Here is a 12,752-nt window from a genome sequence, read left to right on the forward strand (position 1 = left end):
GGATGAATATGCTGAACACACGTTTTTCCGTGAGCCTGATCCTCATCGGCTGGCTCTGCCTCAGCGCGAGCGTCTGGGCGCAGGCGATCTCGTTCGTTGCGCCCAGCGAGCGGCCGCAGCCGGAGGCGAGCAAACCCTGGCCGCAGAACCAGTTTCTGGTGCTGGCCTACCACGACGTCGAAGACGATGCCGCCGATCAGCGCTACCTCTCCGTGCGCACCAGCGCGCTAAACGAGCAGATTAGCTGGCTTCTGCACAACGGCTATCACGCCATCAGCGTGCAGGACATTCTGGACGCGCATGACGGCAAAAAATCGCTGCCGCCGAAAGCCGTTCTGCTCAGCTTTGACGACGGCTACAGCAGCTTCTACACCCGCGTCTGGCCGCTGCTTAAGGCCTGGAACGTGCCTGCACTCTGGGCGCCGGTGGGCAGCTGGGTGGATACGCCGGAAAATCAAAAAGTTAACTTCGGCGGCCTGATGACGCCCCGCGATCGCTTCGCGACCTGGGACATGGTGCGCGAGCTCAGCCAGTCTCCGCTGGTTGAGATCGGATCGCATACCTGGGCCTCGCATTACGGCATCGTCGCCAACCCGCAGGGCAGCCGGGAACCGGCCATCGCCAACCGCTTTTATGATAAAGCGACGGGGCGCTATGAAACTGACCAGCAGTTCAGCCAGCGGATCGGCGATGACGTCCGCAAGGTGACGGAGAAAATCGCGCAGGTGACGGGCAAAGCGCCGCGCGCCTGGGTCTGGCCTTACGGTGCCGCCAGCGGTACGTCGCTCGCCATCGCCAGGCAGCAGGGCTACCAGCTGGCCTTTACCCTGGAGGACGGGCTGGGTGACGTGCGCAATCTCGGTAGCATTCCCCGTTTGCTGATCGCCGGCAACCCCTCGCTCAAAGCGTTTGCCAGTTCGGTCAGCCGGGTTCAGGAGCGCGATCCCGTGCGCGTGATGCATGTCGATCTCGACTACGTTTACGATCCCGATCCGGCTCAGCAGACCCAAAACATCAACAGGCTGATCCAGCGGGTGTACGACATGAAAATCAGCCACGTCTTTCTGCAGGCGTTTGCCGACCCGCAGGGCGACGGCAGGATCAGGGCGCTCTATTTCCCCAACCGCCGACTTCCGGTCCGGGCCGATCTCTTTAACTTCGTATCCTGGCAGTTGCAAACCCGCGCGGGGGTGAAGGTCTACGCGTGGATGCCGGTGCTCTCGTTCGATCTCGATCCTGCCCTGCCGCGCGTACAGCGCCGGGACGATCGAACCGGCCAGCTGCGCGAGGCCAATGAGCCCTACATCAGGCTTTCACCGTGGGACCCGCAGGTTCGCCTGCAGGTGACGGAAATCTATGAAGATCTGGCCCGCCATGCCAGCTTCAACGGGATCCTGTTCCATGACGATGCGGTACTGACGGACGTTGACGCTGCCGGGCAGGACACGACGCGCCAGAAAAGCCGGAGGCTTATCGGATTTACCCGCGCTCTGAGCCAGGCGGTGAAGCACATCCGCGGCCCGCAGATAAAAACCGCCCGCAATATGTTCGTCCTTCCCATTCTGCAGCCCGAAAGCGAAGCGTGGTTTGCGCAGAATCTCGATGATTTTCTGGCGGCCTATGACTGGACGGTGCCCATGGCAATGCCGCTGATGGAGTCCGTTCCGGCGAACGAGAGCAATGCCTGGCTGACGCGTTTGATCAAGGCCGTCGCCGCGCGGCCCGGCGCGCTGGATAAAACCATTTTCGAGCTGCAGGCCAGAGACTGGGAGCAGAAGCCGCAGCGCGCCGTCTCCGACAGTCAGCTTGCGGCGTGGATGCGCGTCCTCCAGCTGAACGGCATCAAAAACTACGGCTACTACCCTGACGATTTCATCAATAACCAGCCTGATATCTCGCGCATCAGGCCCATCTTTTCTTCCTACTGGTACCCTGACAATGACTGATCGCATAATCGCCTTTTCAATTTTGTGTCTGGTATTCGGGCTGCCGTTAGGGGTAGCCGCCCTCTTTACCGGCGAGCTGATTCTGGATTTTGTCTTCTTCTGGCCGCTGTTTATGTCCGTGCTCTGGGTCACCGGCGGCCTCTATTTCTGGTTTCAGCTTGAACGCCGCTGGTCGTGGGATAAAGACACGCCCGCCCCGACGCTCGCCGGCGAGCCGCTCATCTCAATTCTGATCCCCTGCTTCAATGAGGAAAGAAACGCCAGAGAGACCATCAGCGCCGCGCTGGCTCAGCGATACGAGAATATTGAAGTGATCGCCATCAACGACGGCTCGTCTGATAACACCGCGCAGGTGCTGCAGCAGCTGGCGCTGGAGCAGCCGCGCCTGCGGGTGATTAACCTCGCGGAGAACCAGGGAAAAGCCGTGGCGCTCAAAGCCGGGGCGGCGGCGGCCCGGGGCGATCTGCTGGTCTGCATTGACGGCGACGCCCTGCTCGACCGCGACACCGCGGCCTATCTGGTCGCGCCGCTGATTCAGTATCCCCACGTAGGGGCGGTTACCGGGAACCCGCGCATTCGCACGCGCTCCACGCTGATTGGCCGCATTCAGGTTGGCGAGTTTTCGTCCATCATTGGGCTCATCAAGCGGACGCAGCGGATCTATGGCCGGGTCTTTACCGTCTCCGGCGTCATCGCCGCCTTTCGTCGGCAGGCGCTGGCGGACGTCGGGTACTGGAGCCCGGACATGATCACCGAAGACATCGACATCAGCTGGAAGCTCCAGCTGCGCCACTGGGATATCTTTTTCGAGCCGCGGGCGCTGTGCTGGATCCTGATGCCGGAGACGCTGAAGGGCCTGTGGAAGCAGCGTCTGCGCTGGGCACAGGGCGGCGCGGAGGTATTTCTGGTCAACCTGCGCAAGATGGTGCGCTGGGAGCATCACCGCATGTGGCCCCTGTTTCTGGAGTACGCGCTGTCAACGCTGTGGGCCTTCGCGTATGCGATAACGGTGCTGCTGTACATCATCAGCCACGTCGCGCCCATTCCCGCCAGGCTGACCGTTGAAACCCTGTTTCCCCCGGCATTTACCGGGCTGCTGCTGGGCGTGATGTGCCTGCTGCAGTTCCTGGTCAGCTTGTACATCGAGCGGCGCTATGAGCGCAAGGTGGCCAGCTCGCTTTTCTGGGTGATTTGGTTCCCGATGGTCTACTGGATGATTGGTCTGTTCACCACCCTCGTCGCATTTCCAAAAGTCATGCTTAAACGTCAGCGCGCCCGCGCGCGCTGGATCAGTCCGGACAGGGGAAAAGGAAGCCTTCAATGAATGAAAATACCTTAATTTTGACTGAACATCGGTTGCTGCCACGACTTTTTGATGCCGCGTTAACCGTGGTGGCGTGGGGCGGGTTTCTGTTCTTCCTGTATGCCAGGCTGTGGATGCAGTTAACCGAGGAGAGCGACCACCGGTGGAGCGTGATTATTGCCTCCTTTAATACGGTGTTGATCTATTTGCTGTTCGCCGCGCTCAACGGCTGGCTGCTGATTTTGTGGTATCAGTACAACCGCCGCCGCGCGAACGTAAGACGACGTCAGCCGAGCTTGTTGCATCATGACGAACTTGCCCGCAGCTTTAACGTCTCACCGCAGCTCATCTCGGAGATGAGCCAGCACAACCTGCTGACGGTTTATCATGACCAGATTGGACGCATCATCGAACTGAAAACCAGCGCGCAGCAGGACGAGGAAGCGCAGTAACAAAAAGCCCCCACAGAGAATACCCTGCGGGGGCTTTTTTAGCGCAGATGCACGTTACTTATCCTTGAGTACAATCAGCGGCTCGATATCGCTCTCTTTTTTCACCACCAGCGAGTCATCACCGCGCAGGCAGGTCCCGCCGTAATTTCCGCCCACGGTAAAGGTACAGACCTGAATGTACTTGCCGTCGACGTTTGGCAGGCACCAGAGCTGCTGGTAGATATTTTTGCGGTCAACAAACTTGCCGCTGGATTTATCCAGCAGCTCGTCCTGGGCGTTGATGAGATCGATATTGCTGCCGCAGCGTCCGGCAATCGGCTTGACGGCGTATCCGGTCTGCTTCAGCAGGTCGTTAACCTCAAAATCGGTGTCGAGCAGGTAACGGTGGTTCGGGAACAGCTGCCACAGTACCGGAAGAATCGCCTTGTTGCCGGGAATAACGGTCCACAGCGGTTCAAAGACCAGCACTTCCGGGCGCAGCAGAACATCAATCAGGCGTACCTCGCCCTCAGGATGCCCGGTGCGGATCGGCACGGCGGCGTATTCGGTTTCGCTCACCTCGCGGATCTGCTCTATCGCCGTCTCCCACGCCCAGGTTTTCCACACGCAGTTGACGTGACGACCTTCGTCGTCAATCAGCTGTCCGGCGCCATCCCAGCTCAGCGCCTCCAGCCCGTGCAGGATTTTGGTCTCGAACCCGGCCTGCATCAGCGAGCGCTGGATAAAGAGCGCGTGGTAGTCCTCCTCGACATCGTTGTCCTGCATGATGTGAACGAACGGCCGCGCGTGGCTGTGCTTCCATGCGCCGGTCAGCTCTTCAAGCAGCCCTTCTGCCGGGTTATGCCCGCTGCCGCGATAGCCGTTTTTCACCCACTCTTCGAGAATGAGCCCGCCTTCAGTGTGGCAGGACGCGGAGTCGGCGTTGTATTCGTAAACCTTAATCCCGCGCTCATCCATGCAGAAATCCATACGACCGGTGATCATATGGTGGCGGCGCCACTGCCAGGAGAGGCGCAGGCGCGGCCAGAGGATTTTCGGGATGTCGAACAGCGCCAGCAGATTGTCGTCTTTCAGCACTTTGTCCGTCGCGTGCAGGTACATCAGGTGCAGTTCGTTGGTGGCCTTGATCAGCTCCTGCTCGGCGCTTTCGGTGATGGTGAAATACTGGCAGGGATCTTTGTTGATCACATGGCCGTTCGCTCGGATATATGCCTGCTGCAGCGCGTCATTTTCGTTCAGCCATTTTCCGTCGAACTGACGTTTGTTTTTCAGCCGCGCGCCGCGGATTTTCAGCAGTTCACCGTCCGGTTCAGGCTGGGGAATGCTGTGCTCCGTGTCGTCCGTCTGGATCATCCAGCCGAGAATTTCGGTATCGCTGAAGGTGTCATGAAGGGTATAGCAGCCGTTCTCCACGGTCATGCGCAGTTCGCGCGTCCACTGCTGCCCAAGCGGCAGCGGGGAGTGAATCACGTTCTGCTCCGCAATACGCACCTTATCGTCCAGAAGCTGGGTGATCACCGCCACGTGGCCGGTCTCGTGAAACTCGCCGCCTTTTTGCCAGATCAGCAGCGCCCCGGCGCGCGGTGCGCGCTTCGAGCCGTTGGCAAAAGCCTGAAGGGGCAGAATGTTATCGTTCACCACCTGGCGCAAAAAGCGCAGGGAGAAGATCTCCCACGCCATGCCGACGTCGGTAAACACGAAGCCATAGTTGAGGAACAGGAAACGGCGGGTGAACTCAACGCACTGCCACTTGTGGCCCATGTATTCGTTGCCAATATAGCTGCGGAAATCCGCGTCTTCCGGGTATTTTCGCGGATCCAGACTGCCGTAATTCGATGAGTAAATCGCCACGCCACCCGGCGCATAGCCTAACAACGTCCCGAATGGCGCATCACTGCTTAACTTTCCTTTACGCATGTATCCAACCTAAAACAGGCAGGCGGCAATTTTTTGAAGGGTTGTCGTCGTCTGCACGTTGTAATTAACCTGACAGAGGAGCGTTTATCATACACCTGCGCGACGCGTGAATAACATTTAAAACAACCAGCATGCCGCGAAATGCCCTGGCGCAATCTCCTGCATCGCAGGCTCCTGCGTCTGACAAACCGGCATGGCGTGCGGGCAGCGGCTGCAGAACTTACAGCCCGGCAGCGCGGACGTGGGGCCTGGAATGTCGCCGCGCAGGGTGGCGTCTTCGAGATTGCGGATGCGCGGATCGGGCTGGGGAACCGCCGCCAGCAGCGCGCGGGTGTAAGGGTGTGCCGGGCGCTGATACAGTTCATTCGCCGGGGCCACCTCTACCAGTTTGCCGAGATACATCACCCCAATGCGGCTGGAGATATGGCGCACCATGGAGAGATCGTGGGCGATGAACAGGTAGGTCAGCCCCAGCTCCTGCTGCAGGTCCTGCAAAATATTCACCACCTGCGCCTGCACCGATACGTCCAGCGCCGAGAGCGGCTCATCGCACAGCACAAATTCAGGATGTACGGACAACGCGCGGGCAATACTGATGCGCTGACGCTGCCCGCCGCTGAACTCATGCGGGAACCGTTCAAGGTGTTCGTGCTTCAGCCCCACTTTGTAGAGCAGCGTTTCCGTACGTTCTCGCTGTTCTTCGCGGCTGTAGCCGTGGATCTGCATCGGTTCGGCCACCAGCTGTCGCACCGTCATACCGGGGTTGAGCGAGGAGTAAGGATCCTGAAAAATTGCCTGCATCCGCTTACGCAGCGGCTTGAGCTCTCTTTCGCGGGCGTGGGCGATTGCCTGTCCGGCAAAGTGGATCTCGCCAGAGGTAATATCGAAAAGGCGCAGTATGGCGCGCCCGAGGGTGGATTTTCCGCAGCCGGACTCCCCCACCAGGCCAAACGTCTCGCCGGGCTGGATATCAAAGCTCACGCCATCAACCGCCTTCACGGCCACGCCTTTACGCAGCAAACCGCCGTTGAGCGGATAGTGCTTGCGCAGATCGCGCACGCTCACTAATGGCGCCTGTTGTTCACTCATGCCTGAATCTCCTCGGCCCATAGCCAGCAGGCGGCGCGATGGCCCTCTCCGGCGGTGTAAAATACTGGTTGCCGTTCACACTGGGGCATGCGCTTCGAGCAGCGTTCCGCAAATGGACAGCCCGGCGGCGGGTTAAGCAGGCCAGGCGGCGAACCTTCAATGGGCGATAAACGTTGATTCACCTCATCCGGGCGCGGCAGCGAGGCCAGCAGACCCTGGGTGTAAGGATGCGCAGGGCGATAAAAAATGTCCTCCACGCTCCCCTCCTCCATCACCAGGCCGCCGTACATCACCACCACGCGGCTGCAGACCTGCGCCACCACGCCGAGATCGTGGGTGATCAGCAAAATCGCGGTCCGGGTCTGCTGTTGCAGACTTTTCAGCAGGCGCAGGATCTGCGCCTGAATGGTCACGTCCAGCGCGGTGGTCGGCTCATCGGCAATAAGAAGCTTCGGATTGCAGGAGAGCGCAATAGCGATCATCACCCGCTGGCGCATCCCGCCGCTGAACTCGTGGGGATACTGGTCGTATCGGCGTTCCGCTTCAGCAATGCCCACCTGATCCAGCATGGCTATTGCTGCCGCTTTGGCCGCTTTTTTCGACAGATTTTTATTTCGCACCAGGATCTCAGACATCTGCTTGCCGATAGTGAGCACCGGGTTCAGGGCGGTCATCGGATCCTGAAAAATCATCGCGATCTCGTTGCCGCGAATGGCACGCATCTGCGCGGGCGTTTTCTGCGCCAGGTCCTCATTCTGGAAGCGAATGCTGCCGCCGGTTATCCGTCCGTTGCTCCCCAGAAGCTGGATAATCGACTTACAGGTGACGCTTTTCCCGCAGCCCGACTCGCCGACGATACCGACGAGTTCCCCCGGCTGAACCTGAAAGCTCACGCCGCGCACCGCGTGAACCTCGCCCTCGCGGGTGCGGAACGTGGTTTGCAGGTTCTCAAGCGCTAATAAGTTACTCATCGCGATTTGCTCCCGGCTCAAAGGCGGTACGGAACACATCGCCCAGCACGTTAAAGCTGAACACCGTCAGCAGGATCAGAATGCCGGGGAACATCGCCAGCCACGACGCTTCGCCAATATAAGACTGGGCGTTGTTAAGCATGCTTCCCCATGATGCCGCCGGTGCCTGCACGCCCAGCCCTAAGAAGCTGAGCGTTGACTCCATCAGAATGGCCGAGGCGATATTCAGCGTGGCCGCCACGATAATGGTCGGCAGCACGCCGGGAATGATGTGGCGCACGATAATACGCAGCGGATGCGCTCCCGACGCGCGGGCATAAAGCACGTACTCGCGCTCTTTCACCGATAGGGTTTCAGCACGCACCAGACGCGACATGTTCATCCACGTCAGCAGGCTGATAATCAGAATGATGTTATCCACGCCCGGCTTGAGGTAAGCATTCACCACCAGCAGCAGGAAGAAGGCCGGAATGGCCATCAGGATATCCACGGCGCGCATCATCAGGTTATCCAGCCAGCCGCCAAAATAGCCGCTCACCGTTCCCACCACCGTGCCGATAAGCGTGGAGAAGAGCATGGCGAGAAAACCGACCATTAACGAGATCTGGCCGCCATACAGCGCGCGGGTGAAGTAATCGCGTCCGTATTCATCGGTACCGAACCAGTGCGCGGCATCCGGCGGCAACGTGCGCGCGCCGAGCGCCATCCGATCTGGATCGTACGGACTTAACCCCGCACAGAGCGCGGCGACAACGAAAATAAAAAGCACAAACAGGGAGAACTGCGCCGGACGGTTGCGGCGCAGCTGGTGACGAACCTGCTTCCAGCGTCTGCTCATCCGGTTACCTCAGCGTACGAATGCGGGGATCGGCGAAGCGATAAAGCACGTCGGCGATCAGGTTACCGACGATCAGCATTATCGACGAGAGCATGATGATCGCCATAATCAGCGGGTAGTCCAGCGAGGCGATCGACTGGATCCCGAGCAGCCCCATCCCCGGCCAGGAGAAGACGCTTTCCGTCACATAGGCCCCCACAATCAGCTCACCGAACGACAATCCGAACAGGGTGATCACCGGCAGCAGCACGTTTTTCAGCACGTGGCGGAACAGAATGCTGGAACGCGTGGCGCCGTAGGCCAGCTGGGTCTGCACGTAGTCGGCCGAGAGCTGCGAGATGGTGTTGGAGCGGATGTAGCGTACGTAGCTGGAAAGATTATAAAACGTGAGAGCAATACACGGCAGCACGCCGTGGCGCAGCAGATCCAGCGCATTATCTTCCATGCCGATGGTGCGCATCCCCATGCTGGGGAACCAGTTAAGCTGCACGGCAAAAACGGTGATGAGCAAAATGCCGAACCAGAAAATCGGTACCGAGATGCCGATATAGGCAAACAGGTTCAACAGGTGATCCAGCCAGCGGTGCTTAAATGCCCCCGCCAGCAGCCCCAGCGGGATCGCCAGCACGATAGCCATCAGCAGCGACGCCCCCATCAGCCCCAGCGTGGCCGGAATGCGTTCGCCGATCATCTCCAGCACCGGGCGGTGGTAAATCAACGAATAGCCGAGATCGCCCTGCAGGACGCTTTTCAGCCACAAGACGTACTGCGTGACCAGCGGCTTATCCAGCCCCAGGCTCTGGCGAATTCGCTCAATATCTTCCGGCGCCATACGCGGCGTGATGTACGCGGCCACGGGGTCGCCGGGCGCGAGCTTGACCAGCAAAAACGCCACCAGCGAAATAAAGAAAAGCATCGGCAGCAGCTGCAGCAGCCGACGCGTGAGGAGTGTGTTCACGACGTGCCCTTAAAAGGCCCCGATCTTACGACCGGGGCAACAGCCTATTTTTGATAAATTTTTGACAGATCCTGGAACAGATAAACCGGCTTCGGCTCCGCTTCCTTTGTGCCGCCGAAGCGTTTATCCACGGCGACGGTCGCATTGGTGTAGGCGATCGGGTAGTAGGTCATCTCGTTCGCCACGGTCTGCTGAATTTGCTTGTAGATATCGGCACGTTTCGCGGCGTCGGTTTCCACGGCACCTTTATCCCACAGGGCATCAAACTGCGGATTTTTGTAGTGCGCGTAGTTATAGGCTTCGTTGCTCATGAATAGCGATTTGTAACCGTCCGGCTCTGCTCCCATAATGTAGCCGCCCAGGTTCAGTTCCCACGCGGTGTTGTTCATATCAAGACTGCGCTGAGACATGGCGTTGGAGTCCAGCGGCATCAGCTCCACGTTCACCCCAATGCCCTTCAGCGCCTGCTGAATGTAGAGCGCCATGCTCTCCTGGGTTTTGTTGGTGTTCACATACGCCAGGCGTAGCTTGAGATTATCCGGCGCGCCGGACGTCTTCAGCAGGTCTTTGGCTTTTTGCAGATCGAATTTGTACTGTTCAACGTCATCCGTCTTGTAAAGCGTATCTGGCGTCAGGAACGAGGTTGCCGGTTTAGCGTAGTCCAGCGAGGTAAACGCGGTCTGGGTTAGCTCGTCTTTGTTGATGGCGTACGCGATGGCCTGACGCAGCGCTTTGCTCTTCATCACCGCCACGTTCTGGTTGAACGTCATATAGGCCAGACGGCCTTCCGGATAGACCACGAAGTCAAATTTCCCGGTATTTTTCAGGCGGTTCACATCCTGCGGGTCAACCATCTTGAGGTTGATTTCACCGTTTTGCAGCGCCAGGTTGGCGGCGTTGCTGTCTTTGGCGAAACGGTAGGTGACGGAATCGAGCTTCGGTTTGCCGTTCCAGTAATCGTCGAAGCGCGTAAGGGCGTAATACTGACCGGCGCGATACTCTTTAAATTTGAACGGCCCGGAACCGACCGGCGCATCGTTTTTGGTGCTCTTTTCCAGGTCGCCTTCACCGGCGAACACGTGCTGCGGGATCGGGTAGATCTGCACCAGGGTGCCGGTAAAGGCCGCGCTGACCTGCGGTAAGGTGAACTTAACGGTGCGCTCATCAACCTTGCTCACTTCAACAGGCTTGCCGCCGTAGGTAAACATGCTGCGGAAGAAGCTGTGCTGTTTGGCATCCAGCAGCTTATTGAAGGTGAAGACCACGTCGTCCGCCGTCAGCGGCTGGCCGTCCTGCCATTTTAGGTTGGGTTTTAGCGTCAGGGTATAGCTCAGGTTGTCGGCAGAAGGCGTCAGGCTTTCCGCCAGGCCCCACTCAATGTTGCCGTTATTAAAGCTGTACAGCGGGGCATAAAGCGCCTGCATGATGGTTAATGTTGTGCGGTCGCTGGCGTAGAGCGGATTAACGGCTAACGGGTCGCCGGAGGTAATCCCGATAATGAGCGAACCGCCCTCTTTTGGCGCGTCGCTTTTTGCCGCCGCGGCCGAATTTGTCTCTTTATTTTTCGCATTATCACAGCCCGCCAGGCCTAACGCGAGCGAAACGACCACTGCCGATAACAGAAGCTTGCGCATCTCACTAACTCCTTGCCTTATAAAGTGTTTATTACTGCATCTTTTATTTATGTTGAAGCATCATATTCAGCTTTAGCGGTTTACGCATTAATTATGAAAATGCGATTTTCGATTAAGCTTATGCCGGATTTGATATATATAAGCAGCAGAAGGAATAGCGGTTAATTGCTTGCGCTCACAACGTTAAACGCTTCACAAATCTCCTGCTACACTGCCTCAACACATCACTAAAAAGGCAGGCCAACATGTCAGACAACACGTATCAGCCACCAAAAGTATGGGAATGGAAAAAGAACGGCGGCGGCGCGTTCGCCAACATCAACCGTCCAATTTCCGGCGCAACGCATGAGAAGGATTTGCCCGTAGGCTCTCACCCGCTGCAGCTCTACTCGCTGGGCACACCGAACGGCCAGAAGGTGACGATCATGCTCGAAGAGCTGCTGGCGCTGGGCGTGACGGGCGCGGAATACGATGCGTGGTTGATCCGCATCGGCGAGGGCGACCAGTTCTCCAGCGGGTTTGTCGACGTGAACCCGAACTCGAAAATCCCGGCGCTGCGTGACCACTCTACAAACCCGCCAACGCGCGTCTTTGAATCCGGCAATATCCTGCTTTACCTGGCAGAGAAATTCGGCCACTTCCTGCCGAAAGATCCGGCGGGACGCACCGAGACGCTGAACTGGCTGTTCTGGCTCCAGGGTGCGGCACCGTTCCTCGGCGGCGGCTTTGGCCACTTCTACAACTATGCGCCGGTAAAAATCGAGTACGCGATTGACCGCTTCACCATGGAAGCTAAGCGCCTGTTCGACGTGCTGGATAAACAGCTGGCGCGCGGTCGCTACGTGGCGGGTGAGGAGTACACCATCGCGGATATGGCGATTTGGCCTTGGTTCGGCTGCGTGGCGCTGGGCAGCGTCTATAACGCCGCCGAATTCCTGGACGCGGAGAAGTACACCAACGTCCAGCGCTGGGCGAAGGACGTGGCGAACCGCCATGCGGTTAAGCGCGGTCGCATCGTTAACCGCACCAGCGGCGAGCTGAACGAGCAGCTCCACGAACGCCACGCGGCGAGCGACTTCGATACCAATACGGAAGACAAGCGTCAGGCGTAACGTTTCGCCGGGCGGCTCCCCGCCCGGCAGCCGAGATCCTTGCCCAGGGCATGATTAGCCTAAAGGTTGAGTGGCTATTGCTGGCACTATCTGGACGTTTTTCTCACCTCAGACTGAGAAACGCCGTATCAACTGACAGCAGTCACAAAGGATCTGTTATGAAACTTATTAAAACAACGCTGGTTATCAGCGCCCTCATTTTTTCCACCTCTGGAATGGCCATCGACAAAACCGCCGCCGGCGCGGTAGCAGGTGCTGCTATTGGCGCAGCCACGGGCAAAGATTTGAAATCAACCGTGGGTGGTGCCGTGGTTGGCGCAGGCACGGGTGCAATGTTCAAAAACGGCGAAAAAGGCAAAGACGCACGTAAGGGCGGTGCCGTGGGTGCCGTCGTTGGCGCGGGCGCGGCTGCGGTGACGGGCAATAGCGTGCTGAAAGGCGCGGCAGTGGGTGCCGGCACGGGCGCGCTGATTGGTGAAGCGACGCACTAACAGCATCGGGAAAAGAAAGAAGTAAGGCCGCATCAGGCGGC

Annotated in this window: 11 protein-coding genes; 5 read left to right on the forward strand and 6 right to left on the reverse strand. The window is 58.5% G+C overall.

Features of this window, described 5'->3' with window-relative positions; translation table 11 throughout:
• Positions 1 to 8 precede the first annotated feature (8 nt).
• The 3 genes from pgaB to pgaD are packed head-to-tail and all read left to right on the forward strand — an operon-like array spanning position 9 to position 3,701.
• On the forward strand, positions 9 to 1,946 hold the full coding sequence (gene pgaB, locus IM314_RS07235) for a poly-beta-1,6-N-acetyl-D-glucosamine N-deacetylase PgaB (protein ID WP_193358476.1): 1,938 nt from the start codon (positions 9 to 11) through the stop codon (positions 1,944 to 1,946).
• The gene (pgaC, locus tag IM314_RS07240) at positions 1,939 to 3,270 is read left to right on the forward strand and encodes a poly-beta-1,6-N-acetyl-D-glucosamine synthase (RefSeq protein WP_028014399.1); all 1,332 of its coding nucleotides are present in this window, start codon (positions 1,939 to 1,941) and stop codon (positions 3,268 to 3,270) included. Before pgaB ends, pgaC begins: the two co-directional genes overlap by 8 nt.
• Complete coding sequence (gene pgaD, locus IM314_RS07245) at positions 3,267 to 3,701, forward strand: poly-beta-1,6-N-acetyl-D-glucosamine biosynthesis protein PgaD (protein ID WP_041908160.1); 435 nt, start codon at positions 3,267 to 3,269, stop codon at positions 3,699 to 3,701. The genes pgaC and pgaD overlap by 4 nt, the downstream gene beginning before the upstream one ends.
• Before the next feature lie 54 nt (positions 3,702 to 3,755).
• Here the strand turns inward: pgaD and gss are convergent, their stop codons facing one another.
• The 6 genes from gss to IM314_RS07275 all read right to left on the reverse strand — a co-directional run bounded on the left by gss (position 3,756) and on the right by IM314_RS07275 (position 11,108).
• A complete protein-coding gene (gene gss, locus IM314_RS07250) occupies positions 3,756 to 5,618 on the reverse strand; it encodes a bifunctional glutathionylspermidine amidase/synthase (protein WP_193358477.1) in 1,863 nt (620 codons plus the stop codon).
• 117 nt (positions 5,619 to 5,735) lie between these two features.
• On the reverse strand, positions 5,736 to 6,707 hold the full coding sequence (locus tag IM314_RS07255; RefSeq protein WP_041908156.1) for an ABC transporter ATP-binding protein: 972 nt from the start codon (positions 6,705 to 6,707) through the stop codon (positions 5,736 to 5,738).
• A complete protein-coding gene (locus IM314_RS07260) occupies positions 6,704 to 7,678 on the reverse strand; it encodes an ABC transporter ATP-binding protein (protein WP_045630647.1) in 975 nt (324 codons plus the stop codon). Before IM314_RS07260 ends, IM314_RS07255 begins: the two co-directional genes overlap by 4 nt.
• Positions 7,671 to 8,516 carry an ABC transporter permease gene (locus IM314_RS07265; protein ID WP_045630648.1) on the reverse strand — a complete coding sequence of 282 codons (846 nt, stop codon included), beginning with the start codon at positions 8,514 to 8,516 and terminating at the stop codon, positions 7,671 to 7,673. The genes IM314_RS07260 and IM314_RS07265 overlap by 8 nt, the downstream gene beginning before the upstream one ends.
• Before the next feature lie 4 nt (positions 8,517 to 8,520).
• The gene (locus tag IM314_RS07270; protein ID WP_028014405.1) at positions 8,521 to 9,474 is read right to left on the reverse strand and encodes an ABC transporter permease; all 954 of its coding nucleotides are present in this window, start codon (positions 9,472 to 9,474) and stop codon (positions 8,521 to 8,523) included.
• A 44-nt stretch (positions 9,475 to 9,518) separates the two neighbouring features.
• Entirely contained in the window at positions 9,519 to 11,108 is a 1,590-nt protein-coding gene (locus IM314_RS07275; RefSeq protein WP_193358478.1) for an ABC transporter substrate-binding protein, read from the reverse strand.
• Between the two features lie 245 nt (positions 11,109 to 11,353).
• Between IM314_RS07275 and yghU the strand changes: the two genes are divergently transcribed.
• Both yghU and IM314_RS07285 read left to right on the forward strand, forming a co-directional pair.
• The gene (yghU, locus tag IM314_RS07280) at positions 11,354 to 12,220 is read left to right on the forward strand and encodes a glutathione-dependent disulfide-bond oxidoreductase (protein ID WP_028014407.1); all 867 of its coding nucleotides are present in this window, start codon (positions 11,354 to 11,356) and stop codon (positions 12,218 to 12,220) included.
• A 158-nt stretch (positions 12,221 to 12,378) separates the two neighbouring features.
• Positions 12,379 to 12,711, forward strand: coding sequence for a glycine zipper domain-containing protein (locus IM314_RS07285; RefSeq protein WP_041908148.1), 333 nt, complete (start codon positions 12,379 to 12,381; stop codon positions 12,709 to 12,711).
• The last annotated feature ends 41 nt before the right edge of the window (positions 12,712 to 12,752 follow it).

Origin of the sequence: Enterobacter cloacae complex sp. P42RS, assembly GCF_014930595.1 — a bacterium.
Classification (GTDB): Bacteria; Pseudomonadota; Gammaproteobacteria; order Enterobacterales; family Enterobacteriaceae; genus Enterobacter; species Enterobacter bugandensis.

What these genes read in the sequence shown, in the direction of transcription:
- IM314_RS07255 (WP_041908156.1), bottom strand. Translation starts at nt 6,707, where the DNA reads ATGAGTGAACAACAGGCGCCATTAGTGAGCGTGCGCGATCTGCGCAAG.
- IM314_RS07275 (WP_193358478.1), bottom strand. Translation starts at nt 11,108, where the DNA reads ATGCGCAAGCTTCTGTTATCGGCAGTGGTCGTTTCGCTCGCGTTAGGC.
- pgaD (WP_041908160.1), top strand. Translation starts at nt 3,267, where the DNA reads ATGAATGAAAATACCTTAATTTTGACTGAACATCGGTTGCTGCCACGA.
- pgaB (WP_193358476.1), top strand. Translation starts at nt 9, where the DNA reads ATGCTGAACACACGTTTTTCCGTGAGCCTGATCCTCATCGGCTGGCTC.
- pgaC (WP_028014399.1), top strand. Translation starts at nt 1,939, where the DNA reads ATGACTGATCGCATAATCGCCTTTTCAATTTTGTGTCTGGTATTCGGG.
- IM314_RS07265 (WP_045630648.1), bottom strand. Translation starts at nt 8,516, where the DNA reads ATGAGCAGACGCTGGAAGCAGGTTCGTCACCAGCTGCGCCGCAACCGT.
- yghU (WP_028014407.1), top strand. Translation starts at nt 11,354, where the DNA reads ATGTCAGACAACACGTATCAGCCACCAAAAGTATGGGAATGGAAAAAG.
- gss (WP_193358477.1), bottom strand. Translation starts at nt 5,618, where the DNA reads ATGCGTAAAGGAAAGTTAAGCAGTGATGCGCCATTCGGGACGTTGTTA.
- IM314_RS07260 (WP_045630647.1), bottom strand. Translation starts at nt 7,678, where the DNA reads ATGAGTAACTTATTAGCGCTTGAGAACCTGCAAACCACGTTCCGCACC.
- IM314_RS07285 (WP_041908148.1), top strand. Translation starts at nt 12,379, where the DNA reads ATGAAACTTATTAAAACAACGCTGGTTATCAGCGCCCTCATTTTTTCC.